Origin of the sequence: Methylobacterium ajmalii (genome assembly GCF_016613415.1) — a bacterium.
Classification (GTDB): domain Bacteria; phylum Pseudomonadota; class Alphaproteobacteria; order Rhizobiales; family Beijerinckiaceae; genus Methylobacterium; species Methylobacterium ajmalii.
In genome coordinates this window covers 1-22,957 of record NZ_JACWCT010000174.1, presented here as the reverse complement: position 1 = coordinate 22,957, position 22,957 = coordinate 1, and the positions used below count along the sequence as shown (strand labels likewise).

At 71.9% G+C, this 22,957-nt stretch carries 21 protein-coding genes; 10 read left to right on the top strand and 11 right to left on the bottom strand.

Annotation, left to right across the window (positions count from 1 at the left end; genetic code table 11):
• Positions 1 to 129 precede the first annotated feature (129 nt).
• Positions 130 to 1,980, top strand: a complete 1,851-nt coding sequence (locus tag HPY23_RS30515; RefSeq protein WP_236013052.1) for a capsule polysaccharide biogenesis protein — start codon at positions 130 to 132, stop codon at positions 1,978 to 1,980.
• Between the two features lie 99 nt (positions 1,981 to 2,079).
• Here HPY23_RS30515 and HPY23_RS30510 read toward each other — a convergent pair whose 3' ends face one another.
• Complete coding sequence (locus HPY23_RS30510; RefSeq protein WP_060848785.1) at positions 2,080 to 3,447, bottom strand: capsule polysaccharide biogenesis protein; 1,368 nt, start codon at positions 3,445 to 3,447, stop codon at positions 2,080 to 2,082.
• Positions 3,448 to 4,118: 671 nt separating this feature from the next.
• On the opposite strand from HPY23_RS30510, the gene HPY23_RS30505 reads away from it, so the two are divergent.
• Positions 4,119 to 5,354, top strand: a complete 1,236-nt coding sequence (locus tag HPY23_RS30505; protein ID WP_060848786.1) for a polysaccharide biosynthesis/export family protein — start codon at positions 4,119 to 4,121, stop codon at positions 5,352 to 5,354.
• A gap of 101 nt (positions 5,355 to 5,455) precedes the next feature.
• Here the strand turns inward: HPY23_RS30505 and ettA are convergent, their stop codons facing one another.
• The 4 genes from ettA to HPY23_RS30485 all read right to left on the bottom strand — a co-directional run bounded on the left by ettA (position 5,456) and on the right by HPY23_RS30485 (position 8,738).
• Entirely contained in the window at positions 5,456 to 7,108 is a 1,653-nt protein-coding gene (gene ettA, locus HPY23_RS30500) for an energy-dependent translational throttle protein EttA (protein WP_060848787.1), read from the bottom strand.
• A 202-nt stretch (positions 7,109 to 7,310) separates the two neighbouring features.
• Positions 7,311 to 7,583: a hypothetical protein gene (locus HPY23_RS30495; protein ID WP_060848788.1), complete on the bottom strand. Its 273-nt coding sequence runs from the start codon at positions 7,581 to 7,583 to the stop codon at positions 7,311 to 7,313.
• Between the two features lie 13 nt (positions 7,584 to 7,596).
• Entirely contained in the window at positions 7,597 to 8,505 is a 909-nt protein-coding gene (locus HPY23_RS30490) for a DNA/RNA non-specific endonuclease (RefSeq protein WP_244533375.1), read from the bottom strand.
• Positions 8,502 to 8,738 carry a hypothetical protein gene (locus HPY23_RS30485; RefSeq protein ID WP_060848789.1) on the bottom strand — a complete coding sequence of 79 codons (237 nt, stop codon included), beginning with the start codon at positions 8,736 to 8,738 and terminating at the stop codon, positions 8,502 to 8,504. The genes HPY23_RS30490 and HPY23_RS30485 overlap by 4 nt, the downstream gene beginning before the upstream one ends.
• A 270-nt stretch (positions 8,739 to 9,008) precedes the next feature.
• Here HPY23_RS30485 and dxs point away from each other — a divergent pair, with 270 nt between their 5' ends.
• From dxs to HPY23_RS30450, 7 genes are all read left to right on the top strand, one after another.
• Entirely contained in the window at positions 9,009 to 10,982 is a 1,974-nt protein-coding gene (dxs, locus tag HPY23_RS30480) for a 1-deoxy-D-xylulose-5-phosphate synthase (RefSeq protein ID WP_060848790.1), read from the top strand.
• A 186-nt stretch (positions 10,983 to 11,168) separates the two neighbouring features.
• Positions 11,169 to 12,215 (top strand): hopanoid-associated sugar epimerase, encoded by a 1,047-nt coding sequence (hpnA, locus tag HPY23_RS30475; RefSeq protein ID WP_091891730.1) that lies wholly within the window; start codon positions 11,169 to 11,171, stop codon positions 12,213 to 12,215.
• Entirely contained in the window at positions 12,212 to 13,096 is an 885-nt protein-coding gene (hpnC, locus tag HPY23_RS30470; protein WP_091891733.1) for a squalene synthase HpnC, read from the top strand. Before hpnA ends, hpnC begins: the two co-directional genes overlap by 4 nt.
• Positions 13,097 to 13,185: 89 nt before the next feature.
• Positions 13,186 to 13,953 carry a presqualene diphosphate synthase HpnD gene (gene hpnD, locus HPY23_RS30465; protein ID WP_236012917.1) on the top strand — a complete coding sequence of 256 codons (768 nt, stop codon included), beginning with the start codon at positions 13,186 to 13,188 and terminating at the stop codon, positions 13,951 to 13,953.
• A complete protein-coding gene (gene hpnE / locus HPY23_RS30460) occupies positions 13,950 to 15,245 on the top strand; it encodes a hydroxysqualene dehydroxylase HpnE (protein ID WP_091891748.1) in 1,296 nt (431 codons plus the stop codon). The genes hpnD and hpnE overlap by 4 nt, the downstream gene beginning before the upstream one ends.
• Before the next feature lie 77 nt (positions 15,246 to 15,322).
• On the top strand, positions 15,323 to 17,362 hold the full coding sequence (shc, locus tag HPY23_RS30455) for a squalene--hopene cyclase (RefSeq protein ID WP_175540099.1): 2,040 nt from the start codon (positions 15,323 to 15,325) through the stop codon (positions 17,360 to 17,362).
• An 86-nt stretch (positions 17,363 to 17,448) separates the two neighbouring features.
• Entirely contained in the window at positions 17,449 to 18,480 is a 1,032-nt protein-coding gene (locus tag HPY23_RS30450) for a TIGR03885 family FMN-dependent LLM class oxidoreductase (protein ID WP_091891742.1), read from the top strand.
• A 69-nt stretch (positions 18,481 to 18,549) separates the two neighbouring features.
• On the opposite strand, the gene HPY23_RS30445 is transcribed toward HPY23_RS30450, so the two are convergent.
• Positions 18,550 to 18,846 carry a GCG_CRPN prefix-to-repeats domain-containing protein gene (locus HPY23_RS30445; RefSeq protein WP_060848796.1) on the bottom strand — a complete coding sequence of 99 codons (297 nt, stop codon included), beginning with the start codon at positions 18,844 to 18,846 and terminating at the stop codon, positions 18,550 to 18,552.
• A gap of 160 nt (positions 18,847 to 19,006) precedes the next feature.
• On the bottom strand, positions 19,007 to 19,432 hold the full coding sequence (locus HPY23_RS30440) for a Ros/MucR family transcriptional regulator (protein ID WP_060848797.1): 426 nt from the start codon (positions 19,430 to 19,432) through the stop codon (positions 19,007 to 19,009).
• Between the two features lie 330 nt (positions 19,433 to 19,762).
• On the opposite strand from HPY23_RS30440, the gene HPY23_RS30435 reads away from it, so the two are divergent.
• Positions 19,763 to 20,656 (top strand): L,D-transpeptidase, encoded by an 894-nt coding sequence (locus HPY23_RS30435; RefSeq protein WP_060848798.1) that lies wholly within the window; start codon positions 19,763 to 19,765, stop codon positions 20,654 to 20,656.
• A gap of 78 nt (positions 20,657 to 20,734) precedes the next feature.
• Here the strand turns inward: HPY23_RS30435 and HPY23_RS30430 are convergent, their stop codons facing one another.
• The 4 genes from HPY23_RS30430 to HPY23_RS30415 form a co-directional block, all read right to left on the bottom strand.
• Positions 20,735 to 21,004 carry a Pam3-gp28 family putative phage holin gene (locus tag HPY23_RS30430; protein ID WP_060848799.1) on the bottom strand — a complete coding sequence of 90 codons (270 nt, stop codon included), beginning with the start codon at positions 21,002 to 21,004 and terminating at the stop codon, positions 20,735 to 20,737.
• Between the two features lie 29 nt (positions 21,005 to 21,033).
• Complete coding sequence (locus HPY23_RS30425) at positions 21,034 to 21,600, bottom strand: glycoside hydrolase family 108 protein (protein ID WP_200649726.1); 567 nt, start codon at positions 21,598 to 21,600, stop codon at positions 21,034 to 21,036.
• Between the two features lie 94 nt (positions 21,601 to 21,694).
• Positions 21,695 to 22,312 (bottom strand): hypothetical protein, encoded by a 618-nt coding sequence (locus HPY23_RS30420; RefSeq protein WP_175540107.1) that lies wholly within the window; start codon positions 22,310 to 22,312, stop codon positions 21,695 to 21,697.
• A gap of 7 nt (positions 22,313 to 22,319) precedes the next feature.
• The coding region (locus tag HPY23_RS30415) for a hypothetical protein (protein WP_420891349.1) at positions 22,320 to 22,957 on the bottom strand (638 nt) is incomplete at its 5' end.

Below are 22,957 nucleotides of genomic sequence, written 5' to 3'. Positions count from 1 at the left end.
GTGAGTGAGAGGCGGATGGATCGCGGCAAGCTGAAGCGGTTGTGGCCCCGAATGCCGTCGGAGTCGGAAGGGCCCGGCCCGCGACGCTCGCGGCGGCTGGGCAGCGAGCCGACCTCGCGGCGGGTACGCTTGAGCGACCGCTGGGACGAGGGCTTCCTGCGCCTCGGCGACGTCCGCGCCGAGCGCTCGCTGAGCTACATTATCGACGGGCTCGGCATCCACTACGACGCTACCGCGCCGAGCGAGCTCGAGGTCATGCTCGAGGAAGGCGGCTGGGAGGCGGACGAGCTCATGGCCCGCGCCCGCGCCGGCATCGCGCGCCTGCGCGAGCGGCGGCTCGGCCTCGACAACGATCCGCGCCGCCGCGACCTGCCGCCGCGAAAAGCGGGAGATCGGCGCGTCGTGATCGTCGACCAGGCGGTCGGCGATCCGACGGTCGGCTTCGGTCTTGCCGGGGCGAGCGCCTTCCGGGCGATGCTGGAGGCCGCCGCCGCGGACGCGCCGGAGGCCGAGCGCCTGGTGGTGATGGATCCCGGGTCGGCGATCGGCCGCCGCGGCCATATCGACGAGGCCGCCGCGACCGCGACCGGGGCGCGGCTGGTGCGCGATCCCGTCACCGCCTGGTCGGTCGCCGAGGAGTGCGACCGGGTCTACGTCGTCTCGGCCCATTCCGGCTTCGAGTCAGCCCTCGCCGGCACGCCGGTGACCTGCTTCGGCCTGCCGTTCTATGCCGGCTGGGGCTTCACCGACGACCGGCTGCACCTGCCCCGGCGCACCCGCCGGCGCAAGCCGGAGGAGGTCTTCGCCGCCGCCTACCTGGTCTGCTCGCGCTACTTCGATCCCTATACGGGCGCGCCGTCCCGGTTCGAGGATGCGGTGGAGGTGCTGGACCTCGTCGCGTCGCGCTGGCGCGAGAACGCTGTGCCGACCCTCTGCGTCGGCTTCTCGGCCTGGAAGCGGGACTGGATCACCAGGACCCTGTCTGCTCCCGGTCACCGCCCGGTGGTGCGCCGGGGCGACGCGCCGGTCGGCGACGGCGAGCTCGCGGGCATGGGCCGCGTCGTATCCTGGGCGAGCCGGATGCCGGCCGGCACCGAGGAGGCCTGTGCCCGGGCGGGCGTGCCGCTCCTGCGCATGGAGGACGGCTTCCTGCGCTCGATCGGCCTCGGGGTCGCCCTGCGGCCGGGCGCCTCGCACGTCCTCGACGCCACCGGCGTCTACTACGACGCTACGGGTCCGAGCGACCTTGAGCAGTTGCTCGAGACCGGCACTTTCCCGGACGACCTCCTCGCCCGGGCCGCCGCCTTGCGCGAGGCGGTGATCGCCGCGCGGGTGAGCAAATACAATGTCGGCAGCGCCGCGATGCCGCCGATGCCGCGGCCGGGCCCGGTGGTGCTGGTCGCCGGCCAGGTCGAGAACGACGCCTCGATCCGCCTCGGCGGTGGGACGGTCCCGGGCAACGCCGCGCTCCTGCGGCTCGCCCGCGAGCGCAACCCCGACGCCGTGATCGCCTTCAAGCCGCATCCCGACGTCGAGGCCGGTTTGCGCCCGGGCTGGGTGCCGCCGGACGTGGTCGCGGCCCATGCCGACGTGGTGCTGCGCGACGTCTCGGCCATCGACGCCGTCGAGGCGGCGGACCGGGTCGAGACCGTGACCTCGCTCATCGGCTTCGAGGCGCTCCTGCGCGGCAAGGCCGTGACCACCCACGGCCTGCCGTTCTACGCCGGCTGGGGCCTGACCGACGATCCGGGCAGCCCCCGCCGCACCCGCCGCCTCACCCTCGACGAGCTGGTGGCCGGCGCGCTGATCCTCTACCCGCGCTACGTCGATCCGCGCACCGGCCTGCCCTGCCCGGCCGAGGTGCTGGTGCAGCGCCTCGCCGCCGGCGACCCGGAACTGGCGCGGCGCGCCCGTACCCCCGAGGCGGTGCTCAAGCAGGTCTGGTCGGTGGTCTGGCGCCGCGTGCTGCGGCGGGGATGATCCGGGCTCGGGGGACGATCGGGGCTTGGCGGCCATCGGGCATGAAAAAACGGGGCCGTTTCCGGCCCCGTCGGGTCTCTTGCTCGATGCTTGCCGGGGTCAGGCGTTCTGCAGCGCCTGGAGGCCCGGCATCTCGTCGCCGGCATCGAGGGTGCGCGCCCGGGAGCGGGTCTCGAGCCAGGCGCCCTGGGTGAGGTCGAGGCGCGAGGCGGTGGCCTCCACCGCCGCCGCCATGCCCTCGCCCTTGTAGTAGACGCCGCGGATCTGGATGTTGGCGACGATCGCCTTGATGAAGGCGTCCCACAGCTCGCGCCGGGGCGGCTCGGCCTGCGTCCAGAACGTCTCCAGCGCGCCCTGGTAGGTCAGGCCCTGGATGTCGTAGATCGCCGCACCCAGCGTCATGGTCGGCTTGGCCGCGCGCATCGACCACAGGCCGACGGTGCTGTTGACCGTGACGACGCCGCGGCAGCCGTCCAGCATCTTGCCGAGGTCGCCGCCATCGGCGAAATCGACACGGTCGGTGACGCCCCACTTCTCCGCCGAGCGGCGCACGATGCGCGCCCAGTTGCGGATGCCGGGATCGAGCGGGTGGATCTTGACCAGCAGGCGCGATTCCGCCGGGGCATGCTCTGAGAACGAGCGGATGACCGCGTGGATCGGCGTCTTCAGGTCGAAGAACGGCGAGTAGGCGCGCAGCTGGAAGTCGTTCTCCATCTGCAGCGGCAGCACGTAGTAGGTCGTGCCGGCCTCCCGCAGGCGGCGCACCAGCGCGTCGACCCGCGGGCCGGTGCGCTTGGAGCGCAGCATGTGCAGGCCGGTGCCGAGATAAATCAGGGCGTTGTGGTGCACCTGATGCGACTTGTAGCCGGGATAGAGCCACCAGAGCCAATTGCTCATCAGGTGGTAGGCCATGTCCCAGACGGCCTGGAGCCAGAAGCTGTCGCGGTAGCGCGGCACCAGGTCGGGCTCGGGGGCCTTGGCGGCGAGCGCCATCACGGCCTCCGGGTCCTTCGGGAAGCAGCTGTCGCCCGACATTCCGTCGCGCTCGAGCGTGATCCAGTCCGGGCGCAGGTAACCGAAATCCGTCACCGTGACGTTCAGGCCGCGGGCCTTGGCGGCGGCGACGGCGACCTTGTGGTAGTAGCGCTGCTCGCCGAGCAGCATCAGGTCGGTCACGCCCTCGCGGTCGATCAGGTCGGCGATGAAAGCCGGCCAGGTCTCGCGGGTGCCGCGGAAGTTCACCCCGCCGGCGCGGCGCCAGAACATCCAGTCGCCGAAGCAGAGGTTCACCCGCAGGCAGCGATGACCCCGCGCCTCCAGGGCGTCGGCGACACGGGCGAAGAACGGCGTGATCGGACCTTGCAGGAACAGGAAGACCTGCCGCCGCCCCGGCTGCGGGGTGCGGGCGTCTTGGGTGCGGGCATCCTGGCGGGCCGGTTCGACGTTTCGCACGGGATCAGCACTCACGGGCACACCTCGGGTCTGGGCGGGGCCGGCGGCCGCAGACGACCTGCCGGCTGAGCCCTGGGACGGCGAAGGCCCGAGCGGGCCGCGGATGCAGCCTGCCCGGACGGACATTCGGGGCGCGCGAACCGCGCGCGAGCCGCTGACGAGGCGGACAGTACCGACGGCCCCGGTGCGGACAATGGCGGGATTGCAACAATCTCGAAAAAATCGCGGTGTTGCACGGCGTCAATGCCCGGCGTCCCGGAGGATCGGTCGTCCCACCGGACGACGACCGCCATTAGGCCTGAGATCTGGGCAGGAACATGGAGACGGCGGGTGTCATGCCCGTGATCCACACGGTTGGTGCATCCGCGTCACGGTCGGGCCGCCAACCGCCACGCTCGCGACGCATTTCCGGCCGACGGGCTCCCCGGCCGGGTCGCGGGCCGTGGGCGACAGGCCACACCGGCGAGACTTGTGCACACCGGGGGGCCCCGGAGCGGTCCGTTAATTCGATCGCAGCCGTTCGGAGTGCTAGAGGAAGGGTGGCGAAGCGTGGCCGCATGCGGCCGCGCCCGCCGGGAATTCGCGGGTCGGACCGGATGCCGGGCGGCTCGCGGCGGGCCCAGCGTCGAGCGAGAGAGACCGGAGCGGTCGTCGCGGACGGCCCCGCGTGGTTCGGAGGGTGATGCATGGTGCGCGTCGGAATGCCAGCGGTCCTGGCGGTTGCCTGCCTCATCGGGGGTTGCAGCAGCTTCCTGCCGGCGGCCGGCCCGACGGCGAGCGCGATCGCGGACGGGGCGGACGTCGCCACCGACCAGGGCCTGCTCGCCCGCTACGAGATCATCGACGTCGACGCCGCGGTGGTCGAGGCCCTGCGCGGCCGGCCCCTCGACAGCCTGCTCGCCTCCTTCGGCGACCGCCGCCCCTCGGTGCAGCCGGTGATCGGCGTCGGCGACGCCGTGACGGTGACGATCTGGGAGGCCGGCAGCGGCGGCCTGTTCTCCGCCCCGATGATGGGGGGCCTGTCCACCGGCTCGAAATCGTCCAGCATCCCCGAGCAGATCGTGGCCCGCGACGGCACGATCTCGGTGCCGTATGCCGGCCGGATCAAGGTGGCGGGCAAGCGCGCTCCGGACGTACAGGCCCAGATCGAGCAGGAACTCGCCGGCAAGGCGATCCAGCCGCAGGTGCTCCTGACGGTGAACTCGCCGCTCAGCACCAGCGTGACGGTGCTGGGCGAGGCGGCGGCGGCCGGTGGCGGCGGCGCCCGCCTGGCGGCGGCGAGCCGCGGCGGTCCGGTCTCCAACCTCGGCGGCGGCCGCGTGCCGCTGACCGAGAAGGGCGACCGCCTGCTCGACGTCATCGCCACGGCGGGCGGCGTTGCAGCGCCGGTGAACGAGACCTTCGTGCGGCTGTCGCGCGGTTCCACCACCGCGACGGTGCCGCTGACGGCGATCGTCTCCAACCCGCGCGAGAACATCTTCCTGCGGCCGGGCGACACCCTCACCCTGGTGCGCGATCCCCAGACCTTCCTGGCCGTCGGCGCGACCGGGGCAAACTACGAGATCCCGTTCTCGGCCGAGGGCATCACGCTCGCCCAGGCGCTCGCCAAGTCCGGCGGCCTGCGCGACTTCCAGGCCGACCCGGCCGGCGTGTTCGTGTTCCGGTTCGAGCCGGCCTCGGTGGTGCGCCGCCTGCACCCGAACAGCCCCCTCGTCTCGTCGAACTTCGTGCCTGTGGTCTACCGGATCAACATGCGCGACCCCAACAGCCTGTTCGTCAGCCAGGCGTTCCGGATGCGCAACCGCGACCTCGTCTACGTCTCGAACGCCCCCTTCACCGAGGTCCAGAAGGTGCTCAGCGTCTTCTCCACCGTCACCTCGCCGATCGCCTCCGGCGCCTCGCTGTACTCGGCGGCGCGGTAGCGCCGACAAGCGAGCCGAACATGAGAAAGGGCCCCGCGGGGCCCTTTTTTGTTGTCCGGATGCAGACGAGGCGGGGCGGCGGGTGCCGCCCCGGTCACGGCTCAGCGGCTGAACTTCTTGTACTTGATCCGGTGCGGGATGGTGGAATCGACGCCCAGGCGCCGCTTCTTGTCCGCTTCGTAATCGGCGAAGTTGCCCTCGAACCACTCGACGTGGCTGTCGCCCTCGAAGGCGAGGATGTGGGTCGCGATCCGGTCGAGGAACCAGCGATCGTGGCTGATGATCACCGCGCAGCCGGCGTAATCCTCCAGCGCCTCCTCCAGCGCCCGCAGGGTGTCGACGTCGAGGTCGTTGGTCGGCTCGTCGAGCAGCAGCACGTTGGCGCCGCTCTTGAGGATCTTGGCGAGGTGGACGCGGTTGCGCTCGCCGCCCGACAGGACCCCGACCTTCTTCTGCTGGTCGGAGCCCTTGAAGTTGAAGGCGCCGCAATAAGCGCGCGAGTTGATCTCGCGCTTGCCGAGATAGAGGATGTCGTTGCCACCCGAGATCTCCTGCCAGACCGTCGCGTCGGGCTTGAGCGCGTCGCGGGACTGGTCGACGTAGCCGAGCTTGACGCTCTCGCCGACCCGGATCTCGCCCTTGTCGGGGGTCTCCAGCCCGTTGATCATCCGGAACAGGGTGGTCTTGCCGGCGCCGTTCGGGCCGATCACCCCGACGATGCCGCCCGGCGGCAGCTTGAACGACAGGTCGTCGATCAGCAGCCGGTCGCCGAAGGCCTTCTCCAGGTGGTCGAACTCGATGACGTTGTTGCCGAGCCGCTCAGCGATCGGGATGACGATCTGGGCGGTCGAGGGCCCCTTCTCCTGCGACTTGGCAACGAGTTCCTCGTAGCGGGAGATGCGGGCCTTGGACTTGGCCTGCCTGGCCTTCGGCGAGGCCGAGACCCATTCCTGCTCGCGCTCGATGGTGCGCTGGCGCGACTCCTCCTCGCGGCCCTCCTGGGCCAGGCGCTTCTGCTTCTGGACCAGCCAGGACGAGTAGTTGCCCTCGTACGGGATGCCCCGGCCGCGATCGAGCTCGAGGATCCAGCTCGTTACGTTGTCGAGGAAGTAGCGGTCGTGGGTGACGATCAGGATCGCGCCCGGGTAGCTGCGCAGGTGGCCTTCGAGCCAGCCGACCGTCTCGGCGTCGAGGTGGTTGGTCGGCTCGTCGAGGAGCAGGAGCTCGGGCTGCCACAGGAGCAGGCGGCAGAGGGCGACGCGGCGGCGCTCGCCGCCCGACAGGGTCGCCACGGCGACGTCGTCGCCCGGGCAGCGCAGGGCGTCCATCGCCTGGTCGACCTTGGAGTCGAGATCCCACAGGCCCTTGGCCTCGATCTCGTCCTGGAGGCGGGTCATCTCGTCCGCCGTCTCCTCGGAGTAGTTCATCGCCAGCTCGTTGTAGCGATCGAGGATCGCCTGGGACTCGGCGACGCCCTCCATCACGTTCTCGCGGACCGTCTTGTCCGGATCGAGCTGCGGCTCCTGCGGCAGGTAGCCGACCCGCGCGCCCTCGGCGACGAAGCCGTCGCCGGAGAATTCCGTGTCGATACCGGCCATGATGCGCAAGAGCGTCGACTTGCCGGCGCCGTTGACGCCGAGCACGCCGATCTTGGCGTCCGGGTAGAAGGACAGGTGCACGTTATCGAGCACCTTCTTGCCGCTGGAATAGGTCTTGGTCAGACCCCGCATGTGGTAGATGAATTCACGGGCCATGGCGGTGATCCTTCAGGGTTCTGGCGCGCGGTCCGGGTCGGGCGGTGTGATGCCGGATTCAGGCCGTTTCCCGGGGCACGATCGGATCGCCGGGGGTCGACGCGGCCGGCCGCGCGCGGGAATGGGGAGTGCTCCCGCGCTTACCAGGGCCGCCGGGGGGGTGCAAGGCGGCACGGATCGGCGGCCTTGCGAGCCAGCCCGCTCACCCGAACGGGTTCTTCACCTCGGTGGTCGCCACCCGGACCTCCTCCGCCCGTTCCGGCAGGTCGGCCTCGCCCTCCAGGACCGCCACGATCTCCGCCAGTGTCCTCGCCAGCGCCCGTGCCCGCTCCAGGCTCTCCCGGTCGCGGGCAAAGTCGAGGGAGCCGTGGAGCGCGATGCGCGTCGTGCCGTTCTCCAGCGTCATGTCGCCGAGGGTCTGGACACCAGATTCGTCGGCGAAGGGCGTGAAGGCGGGCTTCGGGTGAGCGGGCATGAGGGGCGTCCCGTCAGAACAGCGAGCGGAGGAAGTCGCGCCAGGCGCGGCGGGCTGCGCGGCGCAACTCGGCGGCGAGCCAGTCGAGGAAGCCGGGCTCGCGGCGGCTGCGCGGCCCGCCGACATACTCGTCGCGCCGCGGCTCGGGCAGGGGCATGATGCGCCGGCGGACGGAATCCGGGAGATCCGGGAAGGCGACGATGCCGCCGACCGCGGCGAGCTGCTCGAGGGAGATCGCCTGCCACTCCTCGCCCGGGGCGTTGCGGGCGAGATAGACCCCCGCCTCGCCCCGGTTGGCGTCGTAGACCGCCTTGAACAGCCGGGTCGGGATCAGAACCCGGCCGCGCAAGGACTGCACGCTCGCGCCCTCGAACAGCGGGCCGGTGACGACGAAGAGGTCGCCCCGCTCGATCGCGAGCGCCCGCACGCTGCTCTCGATCCCGGCCCAGAGGCGGCGGTTGAGGTCCGGGTTCTGCGGCACGATGTTGGCGAGCGTGAAGGATTCCGCTTGCGTGCCCGGGCTCGGCATGTCGCCGGAGGGTGCCATGTGACCCCGGTCCCAGCCGCTGCCGGCGTAATCCGCAAGCTCCGAGCGCGCCGCTTCCGGCAGCTGAGCTTCCTCGTGGAAAGCGTCGACCCGGTCGATCCGCCGCGCGGCCTCGACCCGCGCGGCGGTCAGGTGCTCGGCGGCGTAGAGCGGCGTGCGGGCGAGCCCCGAATAGAGGACGGCGAAGGCCTGGTAGCACAGAAGCGTGGTGTCGGCGGCAAGCCGCGGGTTGGTGAGAACCGGCCGCGTGCCGCCCGCGAAGTCGCCCGTGCAGCCGCGGGCCTGCGCCGCCCCGGGAAGGATAAGGAGCAGCAGGCAGGCGACGCCGGTCGCCACGCGGGCCGTTTCGGGACCGGTCTTGCCGCGACGGCTCACGCGCAGATCCGCACTCGCCGCGGGCCCTCGGGCGTCGGTCGCACCCGCCAGGCGCAGACCGGGATCCGGCGCCGCGAGACGGTGTCGCAGGTCCGGTCGGTCGGCCGGCAGGCGGGCAGATGCGGCAGCCAGGCGGGATCGAGCGCCGGATAGAGCGGCACCGCCCGCGCCTGGCCGGAGGCTGCCAGCAGGATGCCCAGGACGAGCCCGCCCGTCGGTATCGATCGTCCCATCTGACCTCCGAGCGGGGATGCGTATTGTCGAGATCGCGTCGCCGTCACGCACTCTAACCCATCGCCATGCAGCTGTCGCCTCGCGGGCGAAATTCACCGTGAGTTCAGGATGTTCTTGGGAGTTGTTGTGCGCCGGGACGTCGCAACCGTGGGCTTCGCGGACCGACGATGGCGCGATCGGCCGCTTGCGGTATAACGGCCGCCATCTGCGAGGATCCCGGGGCCGCGAGGCCGGGCGGGGTCCGCCTCCGAACGAGCGAGCGTCATCCCGTGTCCGATCTGGTTCTTCCCCTCCTCGACCGCGTCCGCATTCCCGCGGATCTGCGCCAGCTGCCCGAGAGCGACCTCGCCCAGCTCGCCGCGGAACTGCGCGCCGAGACCATCGACGCCGTCTCGGTCACCGGCGGCCATCTCGGCGCGGGCCTCGGCGTCATCGAGCTCACCGTCGCCCTGCACTACGTCTTCAACACCCCCGACGACCGCATCATCTGGGACGTCGGGCACCAGGCCTACCCCCACAAGATCCTCACCGGACGCCGCGACCGCATCCGCACCCTGCGCCAAGCCGGCGGCCTCTCGGGCTTCACCAAGCGCTCCGAGAGCCCCTACGACCCCTTCGGCGCCGCCCACTCCTCCACCTCCATCTCCGCCGGCCTCGGCATGGCGATCGGCCGCGACCTCGCCGACGCCGCGGCACGCGCCCGCGGCGAGACGCCCCCGCGCCGCAACGTCGTGGCGGTGATCGGCGACGGCTCGATCTCGGCCGGCATGGCCTACGAGGCGATGAACAATGCCGGCGCACTCAAGTCGCGCCTAATCGTCATCCTCAACGACAACGACATGTCGATCGCGCCCCCGGTCGGCGCGATGTCGTCCTACCTCGCCAGGCTCGTCTCGGGCGACACCTACCGGAGCCTGCGCGACACCGCCAAGCAGTTCGGCCGCCTCTTGCCGAAGGCCCTCTACGACACCGCGGCCCGCGCCGAGGAGTATGCCCGCGGCATCCTGGCCGGCGGCGGCACGATGTTCGAGGAGCTCGGCTTCCACTACGTCGGCCCGATCGACGGCCACAACCTCGAGCACCTGCTGCCGGTGCTCAAGAACGTGCGCGACGCCCCCGACGGCCCGGTGCTGATCCACGTCGTCACCCAGAAGGGCAAGGGCTACGCCCCCGCGGAGGCCGCGGCCGATCGCGGCCACGCGGTGGTGAAGTTCGACGTGGTGTCGGGCAAGCAGACCAAGGCCAAGCCCAACGCCCCGGCCTACACCCGGGTGTTCGGCGAGAGCCTGATCAAGGCGGCGGACGTCGACGACAAGGTGGTGGCGATCACCGCGGCGATGCCCTCGGGCACCGGCGTCGACCTGTTCTCAAAAGCGCATCCCGACCGGACCTTCGACGTCGGCATCGCCGAGCAGCACGCGGTGACCTTCGCGGCCGGCCTGGCGACGGAAGGGTTCAAGCCGTTCTGCGCGATCTACTCGACGTTCCTGCAGCGCGGCTACGACCAGCTGGTGCACGACGTGGCGCTGCAGAACCTGCCGGTGCGCTTCGCGCTCGACCGGGCCGGTCTCGTCGGCGCCGACGGGGCGACGCATGCGGGCGCCTTCGACCTGGCCTACCTGTGCTGCCTGCCGAACATGACCGTGATGGCGGCGGCCGACGAGGCCGAGCTGGTGCACATGGTGGCGACGGCGCATGCGCACGACACCGGGCCGATCGCGTTCCGGTATCCGCGCGGCGAGGGCGTGGGCGTCGAGATGCCCGATCGCGGCGAGGTGCTGGCGATCGGCCGTGGCCGGGTGATTCAGCGTCCGGAAGGGGCGCGGGTGGCGTTGCTCAGCCTCGGCACGCGCCTGGCGGAAGCCCTGAAGGCGGCGGAGCGGCTCGAGGCGGCGGGCATCGGCGTGACGGTGGCGGACGCGCGGTTCGCCAAGCCGCTGGACGAGGCCCTGATCCTGGACCTGGCCTCAAACCACGAGGTTCTGGTGACGCTGGAAGAGGGGTCGGTGGGCGGCTTCGGCGCGATGGTGCTGCACCTGCTGTCGTCGCGCGGGGCTCTCGACGACGGCCGGGTGCGGGTGCGCACGCTGACGCTGCCGGACAGCTACCAGGACCACGACACACCGGAGCGGATGTACGCGGAGGCGGGCCTCGACGCTCCCTCGATCGTCAAGGTCGTCGAGGAGATCCTCCCGGCCCGCGGGGCGGCGGCCGAGCGCGGCGGGCGCCTGCGCCTCGCCTGAGACGTCTCGCCGGACGGATTCGTCCCGGGGTCGGGATGCTGATGCGCGGGCGGCACGCCCGTCCGCGATCGGCAGCCTGCGCCTTGCGAGCGTGGCGCCGGGCTGGCAGAAGCGGCCCGGCTTCCCGAAATTGATGTCACTGTCGGCAAGAGCGGGCCCGCCGCCCGAGCCGCCGAGAAGGAACACATGACCGAGGCCCAGCACCGCACCGCGCCCACCCCGTCCGGCGCCGGATTCGAGCCCGGCCCGGTGCTGATCACCGGCGCCAGCGGCTTTCTCGGCCCGGCGCTGGTCGACGTGTTTCGCGCCGCCGGCTTCCCGGTGCGGGTGCTGGTGCGCGCCACCAGCCCGCGCACCAACCTGACTTGGCCCGACGTCGAGGTCGTCGAGGGCGACATGCGCGATCCCGAGGCGGCGGCCAAGGGCATGCGCGGGATGCGCTACCTCGTCCACGCCGCCGCGGATTACCGGCTCTGGGCGCCGGATCCGGAAGAGATCGTGCGCACCAACCGCGACGGCACCCGGGCCCTGATGCGGGCGGCGCTGGAGGCCGGCGTCGAGCGGGTCGTCTACACGTCGAGCGTCGCCACCATCAAGCCGCACGACGACGGTACTCCCGCCGACGAGACCCGTCCGCTGACCCCGGAGACCGCGATCGGCGCCTACAAGCGCAGCAAGGTGGTGGCCGAGCGGGTGGTCGAGGAGATGGTGGCCCGCGAGGGCCTGCCGGCGGTGATCGTCAATCCCTCGACCCCGATCGGCCCGCGCGACGTCAAGCCGACTCCGACCGGCCGGATCATCGTTGAGGCGGCGAACGGCAAGATGCCGGCCTTCGTCGATACGGGCTTGAACCTTGCCCATGTCGACGACGTGGCGAAGGGCCATCTCCTCGCCCTGCACCGGGGCCGCATCGGCGAGCGCTACATCCTGGGCGGCGAGGACGTGCTCCTGTCACGCATGCTCGCCGACATCGCCGGCCTCGTCGGGCGGAAGCCCCCGACCGTGCGGCTGCCGCGGGCGGCGGTCTATCCGGTGGCCTTCGTGTCCGAGCTCGCCGCGCGGATCACCGGCAAGGCGCCGCTCGCGACGATCGACGGCATCCGGATGTCGCGCTACCGCATGTTCTTCTCCGACGCCAAGGCGCGGGCCGAGCTCGGCTACGCGGCCCGGCCCTACCGCGACGGCCTGTCCGACGCCGTCGCCTGGTTCCGTCAGGCGGGATATATCCGATGACAACCGTTACCGAGGCGCGCTCCGGCAAGGGGCATCGCGACGAGAACTTTCCGGTCGCCTCGCACCTGATTCATCCGCGCCACCGCGGCCCGATCCTGGACTTCTACTACTACGTCCGGGCCGGCGACGACGTCGCCGACAATGCCGGCCTGTCGCCCGAGCGCAAGATCGCGCTCCTCGACGGCCTCGCCGACGCGCTGACGGCTAAGGGCCCCGACGACCCGGAAGCCGCGCCCCTGCGCCGTTCGCTCGCCGAGCGCGGTCTGCCGCCGCGCCATGCGCTCGAACTGCTCGACGCGTTCCGGATGGACGCGCACAAGACGCGCTACGAGACCTGGGACGAGCTGGCGCATTACTGCCGCTACTCGGCGGTCCCGGTCGGCCGCTTCGTCCTCGACGTGCACGGCGAGGATCCGGGCCGGACCTGGCCGACCTCGGACGCGATCTGCACCGCCCTCCAGGTGATCAACCACCTGCAGGATTGCGGCAAGGATTATCGCAACGTCGACCGGGTCTACCTGCCGCGGGAGACCCTCGAGAAGCACGGGGCCCGGATCGAGGATCTGGGTGCCGAGCGCGCCACTCCCGCGCTCCGTGCCGTGATCAAGGACCTGGCGCAACGCTGCCTCGACCTCCTCGACGAGGGCCGGCCCCTGCCGGATCTCATCGACGATACGCGGCTCGCCATGGAGATCGCGGCGATCCACCGCCTCGCGGTGCTGCTCGCCCGCGGCCTCCTCGTTCGCGATCCGCTGAGCGAGAAGGTTCATCACGGCAAGGCCGCCTTCGCGCTGACCGCGCTCGGCGCCGCCGCCACGACGCTCGCCCGGCGGCCGTTCCGCCGCTACCTCCATCCGGCCCTGCGGGGAGCCCGACCGTGACCGCCCTCGCCTCTCAGCCCGCCTCGCCCGTCGAGGCCACGACCGAGGCCGCGGCCCTGCCGGCCGCCGGCTCGTCGTTCTACACCGCCATGCGGCTGCTGCCGGCCGAGCAGCGCGACGCGATGTACGCGGTCTACGCCTTCTGCCGCGCCGTCGACGACGTGGCCGACGACGGCGGCGCCCGCGAGGTCCGCGCGGCCGAGCTCGACCGCTGGCGCGCCGACATCGACGCGCTCTATGCCGGCCGGCCCGTGCCGCGGACGCAAGCCCTCGTCGGGCCGGTGCGGCAGTTCGGGTTGAAGCGCGAGGATTTCCAGGCGGTGATCGACGGCATGGCGATGGACGCCGAGGCCGACATCGTCGCCCCGGATTCCGCGACCCTCGACCTCTATTGCGACCGGGTGGCGAGCGCCGTCGGCCGCCTGTCGGTGCGGATCTTCGGCCTGCCCGAGGCGCCCGGGATCAAGCTCGCCCATCATCTCGGCCGGGCGCTCCAGCTCACCAACATTCTGCGCGACATCGACGAGGATGCCGAGCGCGGCCGGCTCTACCTGCCGGCCGAGCCGCTGGCGGCGATCGGGCTGTCCCATCCGACGCCCGAGAGCGCGCTCGCTCATCCTCGTCTCGGGGAGGTCTGCGCCCGGCTCCTCGACGAGGCTCAAGCGCATTACGACGCGTCCTGGGCGATCATGCACGCTCAGTCGCGCCGCGCCACCAAGGCGCCGAGGATCATGGGGGCGGCCTACCACCTGATCCTCGTCGGCCTGCGCAAGCGCGGCTGGGCGGCGCCCCGCGCGCGGGTGAAGCCCGGCAAGCTCGCGCTCGTCGGCGTCCTCCTGCGTCACGCGGTGGTCTGATGGGTACGGTTCATGTCCTCGGGGCCGGCCTCGCCGGCCTGTCGGCAGCCCTGCGGCTGGCCAAGGCCGGCCGGCGCGTCGTGGTGCACGAGGCGGCCAAGCAGGCCGGCGGGCGCTGCCGCTCCTACTTCGATCCGGCCCTCGGGCTGACGATCGACAACGGCAACCACTTGCTGCTGTCGGGCAACCGCGACGCCCTCGACTTTCTCAAGCTCGCCGGTGCGCCGGACGGCGTGCTCGCCGGGCCCGACGAGGCTGCCTTCGCCTTCGCCGATCTCGCCACCGGCGAGCGCTGGACCCTGCGCCCCAATGCCGGGCGCCTGCCCTGGTGGGTGCTCGACGCCCGACGCCGGGTGCCGGGCAGCCGCGCCCGCGACTATCTCGCGCCGCTGGGCATTTTCCGCGGCGCGACGCGCTCCGCCACGATCGGCGAGAGCATGGCCTGCGAGGGGCTGCTGTGGGACCGCCTCTGGCACCCGGTGCTGCTCGCCGCCCTCAACACCGAGCCGCAGGAGAGCGATGCGGGGCTCGCCGCCACCATCCTGCGCGAGACGCTCGGTGCCGGTGGCCGGGCCTGCCGGCCGCTCATCGCCGTCGAGGGGTTGTCGGCGGCCTTCGTCGATCCGGCGCTGACGGCCCTCGCCGCGGCCGGGGCCGAGGTGCGCTTCGGCCGTCGCCTGCGGGCACTCGGGATCGAGGGCGGGCGGCTGGCCCGGCTCGACTTCTCGGACGGCATGGAGGAGCTCGGGCCCGACGACGCGGCGGTGCTGGCGCTGCCGGCATGGGTCGCCGCCGGGCTGATGCCGGGTCTGAGCGTGCCGCAGAGCCATCGCTCGATCGTCAACGCGCATTTCGCGGTTCTTCCGAAGCCGGAGGCGCCGCTGCTTCTCGGCGTCGTCGGCGGCGTGACCGAGTGGCTCTTCTCCTATCCCGACCGGCTCTCGGTGACGATCAGCGGCGCCGACCGCCTGCTCGACGTGCCGCGGGAAGAACTCGCCCGCACGATCTGGGACGAGGTCTCGCGGCTCTCCGGGTATGCAGGCCAGGCAATGCCGCGCTGGCAGATCGTCAAGGAGAAGCGGGCGACCTTCGCGGCGACCCCGGCGGAGGCGGCGCGCCGTCCGGGTGCGCGCACGCACATCGGGAACCTGGCGCTCGCCGGAGACTGGACGGCGACCGGGCTGCCCTCGACCATCGAGGGCGCGATCCGGTCGGGCGCCACGGCGGCGCAGGTTCTGACAGGCGCCGACATCGGTAACCGTGGCAACGCTGCGTTGCGCGGAGCGGCTTGACGACGGGACCCTGTTTCGGGAACAGCGTGGGCGTAAGCGGCGTTTTGTGCGCTGCGAAAACGAATTGGGATGGCATCATGGGCGGCGGGGCGGAGCCGCCCTCCCTAGAGGAAGGCAGACACACCGTGGCCAAGGTCGAGACGCTGCAACGCAAGAGTACGCAGGACATCACCCTCGACGAAGTCGAGCGGCGGGTCTCCGCCGCGTCCCGGGCGCTGACGCAGCTGGCGCATGCCGACGGGCACTGGTGCTTCGAGCTCGAGGCGGACGCCACCATCCCGTCCGAGTACATCCTCTACCACCACTTCCGCGCCTCGATCCCGCCGCGGGAGCTGGAGGAGAAGATCGCCGTCTACCTGCGCCGGACGCAGAGCGCCCTGCACCACGGCTGGGCCCTCGTCCACGAGGGCCCGTTCGACATGAGCGCGTCCGTCAAGGCGTATTTCGCCCTCAAGATGATCGGTGATCCGATCGACGCGCCGCACATGCGCCGGGCCCGCGAGGCGATCCTCCAGCGCGGCGGTGCGGCGCACGCCAACGTCTTCACCCGCACCTTGCTCGCCCTCTACGGCGAGGTGCCGTGGAACGCCGTGCCGGTGATGCCGGTCGAGGTGATGCTGCTGCCGCGGTGGTTCCCGTTCCACCTCGACAAGGTGTCGTACTGGGCCCGCACCGTGATGGTGCCGCTCTTCGTGCTGCAGGTGAAGAAGCCGCGCGCCAAGAACCCGCGCGGGATCGGCGTGCGCGAGTTGTTCACCCAGGATCCGGAGCGGATCCGGCGCTGGCCCTCCGGCGCCCAGGAATCGTCGCCCTGGCGCCCGGTCTTCGCGGCGATCGACGACATCCTGCGGGTGGTCGAGCCGTTCTTCCCGAAGAAGCCGCGGGCCCGCGCCATCGACAAGGCGGTGGCCTTCGTCAGCGAGCGGCTGAACGGCGAGGACGGCTTAGGGGCCATCTACCCGGCCATCGCCAACTCGGTGCTGATGTACGAGGCGCTCGGCTATCCGGAGGATCATCCGCTGGTGGTCACCGCTCGCTCGGCGGTGGAGAAGCTCGTCACCGTCAAGGAGCACGAGGCCTACGTCCAGCCCTGCCTGTCCCCGGTCTGGGACACGGCGCTCGCCGCCCACGCCCTGATGGAGGCCGGCGGCCAGGACAACGAGCGCCAGGCCCGCGCCGCCCTCGAATGGCTCAAGCCCCTCCAGGTGCTCGACATCAAGGGCGACTGGGCGGCCCGCAAGCCGGACGTGCGTCCCGGCGGCTGGGCGTTCCAGTACAACAACGCCCATTATCCCGACCTCGACGATACCGCCGTGGTGGCGATGGCGATGGACCGGGCGCAGACCCGCCTCGGCCCCGGCGAGGGTGGCTCGGACTACACCCAGTCGATCGCTCGGGCCCGCGAGTGGATCGAGGGCCTGCAGAGCCGCGACGGCGGTTTCGCCGCCTTCGACGCCGACAACACCTACCACTACCTCAACTACATCCCGTTCTCCGACCACGGCGCGCTGCTCGATCCGCCGACCGCCGACGTCACGGCGCGCTGCATCTCGATGCTGGCCCAGCTCGGCGAGACCAAGGAGACCAGCGCGCCTCTCGCCCGTGCCGTCGACTACCTGCTCGCCGACCAAGAGGAGGACGGCAGCTGGTACGGCCGCTGGGGCATGAATTACATCTACGGCACCTGGTCGGCACTGTGCGCGCTGAACGCCGCCGGGCACGACCCGGCCTCCGTGCCGGTCCGCAAGGCCGTCGACTGGCTGGTCTCGATCCAGAACCCCGACGGCGGCTGGGGCGAGGACGCGACGAGCTACAAGCTCGAATACCGCGGCTACGAGCGCGCCGGCAGCACCGCCTCGCAGACCGCCTGGGCGCTGATCGCCCTGATGGCGGCCGGCGAGGCCGACCATCCGGCGGTGGCCCGCGGCGTCAACTATCTCGCTCGCACGCAAGGTGCGGACGGGCTGTGGGGCGAGGAGTTCTACACCGGCACCGGCTTCCCGCGGGTGTTCTACCTGCGCTATCACGGCTACGCGAAGTTCTTCCCGCTCTGGGCGCTGGCGCGCTACCGCAACCTCCAGCGGGGCAACAGTCGCAAGGTTGCGGTCGGAATGTAGCGACGACCGGTCGGGTCCGCGGCGCAACCGCACCCCGCCGGAACGACCGCCCGGGCTCGGGCATTCCCCGGGCCGGGAGACGCGCGATGACCCTTTACAGCTACCACATCTCCCACGAGCAGTGCCCGCCCCGGGCGCTGCTCGCGCTGGCTCAGCGGGCCGAGCAGGCCGGCTTCGACGGGGCCTTCTCCTCCGACCACCTCCAGCCCTGGTCGCCGAGCCAGGGCGAGTCGGGCTTTGCCTGGGCCTGGCTCGGCGCCGCGCTCCAGGCGACGGAGCGGCTGACCTTCGGCGTCATCTCGGTGCCGGGGGGCTGGCGCTACCATCCCGTCGTGCTGGCCCAGGCCGTGGCGACCCTCGGACAGATGTTTCCCGGCCGGGTGCCGTGGGTGGCGCTCGGCAGCGGCCAGGCGATGAACGAGCGCGCCACCGGCGGGCCCTGGCCCGACAAGGCCGAGCGCAACGCCCGCCTGCGCGAGGGCGCCGAAATCATGCGGGCCCTGCTCGCCGGGGAGACCGTGACCCAGCGCGGCCGCCTGATGGCGGTGGAGGCCAAGGTGTGGTCCCTGCCCGAGACCCCGACGCGGCTCGTGGGCGCGGCCACCAGCATCGAGACCGCCGCCTGGCTCGGTACCTGGGCCGACGGCCTCCTGACCGTCGGGACGAACCCTGAGGCGCTCGGCCCCATCGTCGACGCCTTCCGGGAGAACGGTGGCGCCGACAAGCCTGTCTTCCTCAAGATGGACCTGAGCTACGCGCCCGACCCGGCCGAGGCCCTGCATCAGGCCCATGCCGAGTGGCGCTTCAACGCCCTGCCGGCCTCGGTCGCCTGGGAATTGCCCCGGCCGACCGATTTCGAGGCCGCCGCCCGCTACCTGCGGCCCGAGGACATGCACGAGACCGTGCTGATATCCCACGACCTGCCGGCCTTGACCGAGCGCATCGCGGCCTGCGCGGCCCTCGGCTTCGACAGCATCGACCTGCATCAGGTCGGCGGGAGCCAGCCGGCCTTCATCGACGCCTTCGGCGAGCGGGTGCTGCCCGTGCTGCACGGCCGCAAGGCCCCGGTGATCGAGTTCGATCCTTTCGGGCGCAAGCCCGCGGCGCGAGCCGGATAGGCGGCGGCTAACGCCCCGAAAACGCGACGAGGCGCTCGATCGGCCGGTCGGGCGCCTCGCAGGATTTAGTCAGTAGCCGTAGTAGAACCGGCGCGGACCGTAGACCGGACGGCGCCAGTACGGTCGCGGGCCGTAATAGTACGGGCGTGGCCCGTAGAACGGCCGCGGCCCATAGAAGGGACGGCAATAGCCGAACCGGTTCGGGGCGAAGCCCGGGCCGCAGCCGCCGGCCACCTTCGTCACGCCGGCCTCCGGCGCAAGCGAGTCCGCTGCGCCGAGGCCGATCGGGGCGGCCTGCGCCGCCGACGCGAGAACCAGGCCGCCCGCAACGAGGCCGGCCATCCCGAGCACCTTGACGTGCATCATCGTGGGATCTCTCCTTCAGGACGAGGGCGGACGCGAGCACCGCCCTACCCCTTCAGGATAGACGCTAACGACCTGAACGCAGGCTGAGCACGCCGGTCGACGCCCGATCGGCCCGGGGCTGCGGGTGCTCCATGCCTCAGAGGGGCAACCCGGCTTCCCGTCAGCGCGCCGCGCCGCGGCCGCGGCGGTTCTGGCCGAGGCCCGATGTCTTGGCGAGTTCGGAGCGCTGGGCGGCGTAGTTGGACGCGACCATCGGGTAGTCGTGCGGCAGGCCCCACTTCTGGCGGTATTGCTCGGGGGTGAGCCCGCGGCCGGACAGATGGCGTTTCAGCGTCTTGTAGGGCTTGCCGTCCTCGAGGCTGATGATGTGGTCGGGCGTGACGGTCTTCTTGATCGGCACCGGCGGGGTCGCCCGCTCGGGCTCCGGCGCCTGCGGCGCGCCGAGCCGGTCGAGCGACGTGTGGATGGCCGCGATCAGCCCCGGAAGCTCCGCTACCGGAACGGAGTTGTTCGCCACGTAGGCCGATACGATGTCGGCGGCGAGCTCGATCAGATCGAGGGGTCGGGTCGTGTCATCGTCGATCATGGCACACCGGATTGAAGTGATCGCCTCAGGAGGCCACGTATTCCGGCAGGCGTCAACCGTAGCAGATATGGACAACAACAGGTTTCGAGGATCGGGACACGAAGCGGAAAAAGTATCGTACCCGATCTGCTGCGTGCTGACGCCTCGGCCGCGAGCGGCACCGGTCGGGGCGGCGCCGGGGCCACACCGGCGTGGGATATCGCCCTAGCGTGTTGGTCCTGACGGTTTTTTCGTGCGCGGTGGTTTCCCCTCCGCGGGTAAATGCCCTAGCTGTCGCTGCATTGCGCCATCCGGCGTTCCGTTCCTGTCAGCACGATCCCAAGACCTCCCATGACCGACAAGAACCGCCGTTTCCTGGTCGCCGGCTCGGCAGCCGGCCTTGCCTCGACGCTGCTGGCGGGCGCCTGGTCCCGTCCGGCTCTGGCCTGGACGGACCAGGATTTCGCGCCCGCCCGGCGCCGGCGCTCCCGCGATCCCGTGCCGGCGGATGACGGTGCGTTCTACGACACGCGAGGCCAGGCTGCCGATCCGTACTACCGGGGCGAGCCCGCGCCCGTGGAGACGCCGGAGGAGGATTCGTTCTGGGGCGGCCCGCGGCGCCAGGCGCCGCCGCCCCAGGGTGCCGTCGACCCGAACGCCGCGGTCGTGGTCGATGACGGGCCGATCGACTACGCCCGCGCCTACGCGGCGGTGGAGACGGAGCCGTTCCCGGTCCAGGCCTTCCGCTGGCGCCGGGCCAACCCGTCCTTCCTGCGCCAGGAGGTCGCCTATGGCGGCCGCTACGCGCCGGGCACGATCGTCGTCGATCCGCGGGCGCACCATCTCTACCTGATCCAGGAGGGCGGCCGGGCCCGCCGCTACGGTGTCGGCGTCGGCCGCCAGGGTTTCGCCTGGAACGGCGCGGCTACCATCAACTCCAAGCAGGCCTGGCCGGACTGGTATCCGCCCAAGGAGATGATCGCCCGCCAGCCGGCGCTCGCCCGCAGCGTGTCGAAGCTCCAGAGCGGCCTCGGCGTACCGGGCGGCCCGCGCAACCCGCTCGGCGCCCGCGCTCTCTACCTTTGGCAGAACAACAAGGACACGCTCTTCCGCATCCATGGCACCACCGAGCCGGAAAGCATCGGTCGCAGCGTGTCGTCGGGCTGCATCCGGATGATCAACCAGGACGCGATCGACCTCTATGCCCGCGTGCCGGTGGGTGCGCAGGTGGTGGTGCTGGGCTGAAACGGGCGGGCGACGGCAGAATCATCGCGTCCTGCATCGGTGTTCCACCGTCGCCCCGCCTGTCCGGCGTGATCGGTCCTACTCCGAAGGTCGGACCTTGGAACTCGGAACGGCCTGTGCCGTCTCCGGCGCCGCCACGATCGTCTTGACCGCCGGCAAAGCGGCGGCCGCCGCGACGAGGCCGGCATTGCGCCGTGCGTAAAGCCCCCAGACGGTGACGATGAGTGTCACGAGGGCGCCGGTCAGCGTGGCGGCCGTGTCGGTGTCGATCCAGCCGTACCCGACGGCGATGCCGCCGGCGAACTGCAGCAGGGTGCGCAGCAGCGCGGCGAGCTGTTCCTGGTTCATGGCGATCTCGCGGTGAGGAGGGTGTGCGGTCAGGCCGCGGCAGGTCGGCCGCAGGCCGGGCAGCTGGAGGCGGATGCCGGCGCGGCGTGGAGCGCCAGCGCCGCGGCGCGGACCTCCTCCACCCGCCGGCCCCAGCCACGGCCGAACCGCGGCCAGGTCGACAGCGCCCGCAGGAACGCCAGCCGCCCGTCGCACAGGGCGTTCACCAGCCCGGGCACGTCCCGGCCGGCGAGCGCCGCCAGCGTCACCGGCCCGAGCCGGCCGTCGTCGGCGATGCCCAAGGCGCGCTGCAGCCCGATCACCGCGCGCTTCGGGCCGCTGTTCACCGCGAAGTCGAACAGCGCGTAATCGAGACCCGCCGGCAGCGCGTCGCCCTGCACCGCGTCCCAGAACCGGCGCCGGTAGAGCGGCGACACGCTCGCGACGGTCAGCGCCTTCACCTCCGCCTTCGTCGCCGGCCGGCCGAGCCACAGGCTCAGGGTGCCGATCGTCACCCCGAGGTTCGTCGCCCCCCCCGGGTCGGCCGGGTCGTTGGACCATCCGCCCTCGTGGGCCAGGACGAGCGTCATCGCCCGCTCGAACGTCGTCGCGGTCATCGGTCTCTCCAGGTTGTGCAGAGGGGGGCGGCGCGCCGGCCGTCGGGCCCGGGCGTCGGGCCGCGATCAGGGACAGCCGGTCAGGGAGTGCCGATCAGAGGGCGGCGGCAGCCTGCCACAGCGCGTCCAGCGCCGCCGCGTCGTAGCCGATCGCCGCGCCGAGCCGGGCCACCATCGGGTGGCCGCGCTCGAACGCCGTCGCGCCCGACAGCAGCATCCGGGCGGCGAAGCGCTCGGCCTCCGGCAGCGCCGACACCGCCGCCTCGATCGCCGCCGGAAGCCGGCCGGTCATCACCGCCGCCAGCGCCTCGTCGGCCGTGATCGCCCCGGCCTGCGCCAGCGCCTGGAAGAACTGCCGGTCCGAGATCGCCGGCAGCTCCGCCGCCGGCGCCTCCCGCGCGGCGAGCTGCCCCGCCAGGCCGTCGCGCTCCACCACCAGGGCGTCGCGCTCGCGCCGTAGCGCTGCCGCCTCGGCCGCGGCGGCATCCCGCCCGGCGAGCGCCGCCGCGTCGATCCCCGCCAGCACCGCCGAGAGCGGGAACCCCGCGGCCTCGGCCTGCGCCGGCGTCAGCGCCCCGCTCGCCACGAACTGCGCCTCCGCGGCCCCCGGCGGGGTGACGTGCTGGCCGATGACGACGTGCCAGGCCGGCGCCTCGGCCGAGCCCGCCGGCCGGCCGCGATACAGGAACTCGTACAGGTAGGGTTCACCCATGGGGCCCTCACGCCGCGACCGGGCTGTCATCCGACAGCCGGCGCCAGTTGCCGTTGGAGTAGTAGGCGACCACGCCCGTCCCGGAGCCCGAGCCCTCGCCCACCTTGCGGCCGTTCGAGACGTGCACCACGCTGCCGAACACGCCGGCCGGCAGCGTCGAGACGATGTAGGTTCCGAGCTTGAGCGTCCCGCCGATCGCGGCCGACCCGGCCACGTCGAGGAGCGCGCCGGGATTGGTCGTCCCGATCCCGACATTGCCGTTCGGCAGCAGGCACGCCGCCGTCACCGTTCCGGCTTGCAGGGAGAGCGCCAGCGGGTTGCCGTTGCCGTCGCGCGAGGCGGCCACGAACGGCGTGTTCCCGTTGGCCCCGGACCCGAGCACGATCCCGCCCCAGGCCGCGTTATTGCCGATCCCGAAATACGCCGCCGCCGCGGTCACGCCGCCGAGCCGGGCGCCGGCGCCCCCGCCCACGTCGAGGGCGACTTGCGGATTGGCGGTGCCGATCCCCACCAGGCCGCGGCTCGTCACCCGCATCCGCTCGAGCAGCGCCGCGCCGCTCGCGCCGACCGGGCGCGTCATCACCACCAGGTCGCCCTGCAACTCCGATCCGGTCGCGTTGCCCAACCGCCCCTGGACCATCGCCA

What these genes read in the sequence shown, in the direction of transcription:
- ettA (WP_060848787.1), bottom strand. Translation starts at nt 7,108, where the DNA reads ATGGCCCGTGAATTCATCTACCACATGCGGGGTCTGACCAAGACCTAT.
- HPY23_RS30485 (WP_060848789.1), bottom strand. Translation starts at nt 8,738, where the DNA reads ATGGGACGATCGATACCGACGGGCGGGCTCGTCCTGGGCATCCTGCTG.
- HPY23_RS30445 (WP_060848796.1), bottom strand. Translation starts at nt 18,846, where the DNA reads ATGATGCACGTCAAGGTGCTCGGGATGGCCGGCCTCGTTGCGGGCGGC.
- HPY23_RS30505 (WP_060848786.1), top strand. Translation starts at nt 4,119, where the DNA reads ATGGTGCGCGTCGGAATGCCAGCGGTCCTGGCGGTTGCCTGCCTCATC.
- hpnA (WP_091891730.1), top strand. Translation starts at nt 11,169, where the DNA reads ATGACCGAGGCCCAGCACCGCACCGCGCCCACCCCGTCCGGCGCCGGA.
- HPY23_RS30425 (WP_200649726.1), bottom strand. Translation starts at nt 21,600, where the DNA reads ATGACCGCGACGACGTTCGAGCGGGCGATGACGCTCGTCCTGGCCCAC.
- hpnD (WP_236012917.1), top strand. Translation starts at nt 13,186, where the DNA reads ATGCGGCTGCTGCCGGCCGAGCAGCGCGACGCGATGTACGCGGTCTAC.
- HPY23_RS30420 (WP_175540107.1), bottom strand. Translation starts at nt 22,312, where the DNA reads ATGGGTGAACCCTACCTGTACGAGTTCCTGTATCGCGGCCGGCCGGCG.
- HPY23_RS30450 (WP_091891742.1), top strand. Translation starts at nt 17,449, where the DNA reads ATGACCCTTTACAGCTACCACATCTCCCACGAGCAGTGCCCGCCCCGG.
- HPY23_RS30435 (WP_060848798.1), top strand. Translation starts at nt 19,763, where the DNA reads ATGACCGACAAGAACCGCCGTTTCCTGGTCGCCGGCTCGGCAGCCGGC.
- HPY23_RS30495 (WP_060848788.1), bottom strand. Translation starts at nt 7,583, where the DNA reads ATGCCCGCTCACCCGAAGCCCGCCTTCACGCCCTTCGCCGACGAATCT.
- HPY23_RS30430 (WP_060848799.1), bottom strand. Translation starts at nt 21,004, where the DNA reads ATGAACCAGGAACAGCTCGCCGCGCTGCTGCGCACCCTGCTGCAGTTC.
- hpnC (WP_091891733.1), top strand. Translation starts at nt 12,212, where the DNA reads ATGACAACCGTTACCGAGGCGCGCTCCGGCAAGGGGCATCGCGACGAG.
- HPY23_RS30440 (WP_060848797.1), bottom strand. Translation starts at nt 19,432, where the DNA reads ATGATCGACGATGACACGACCCGACCCCTCGATCTGATCGAGCTCGCC.
- shc (WP_175540099.1), top strand. Translation starts at nt 15,323, where the DNA reads ATGGGCGGCGGGGCGGAGCCGCCCTCCCTAGAGGAAGGCAGACACACC.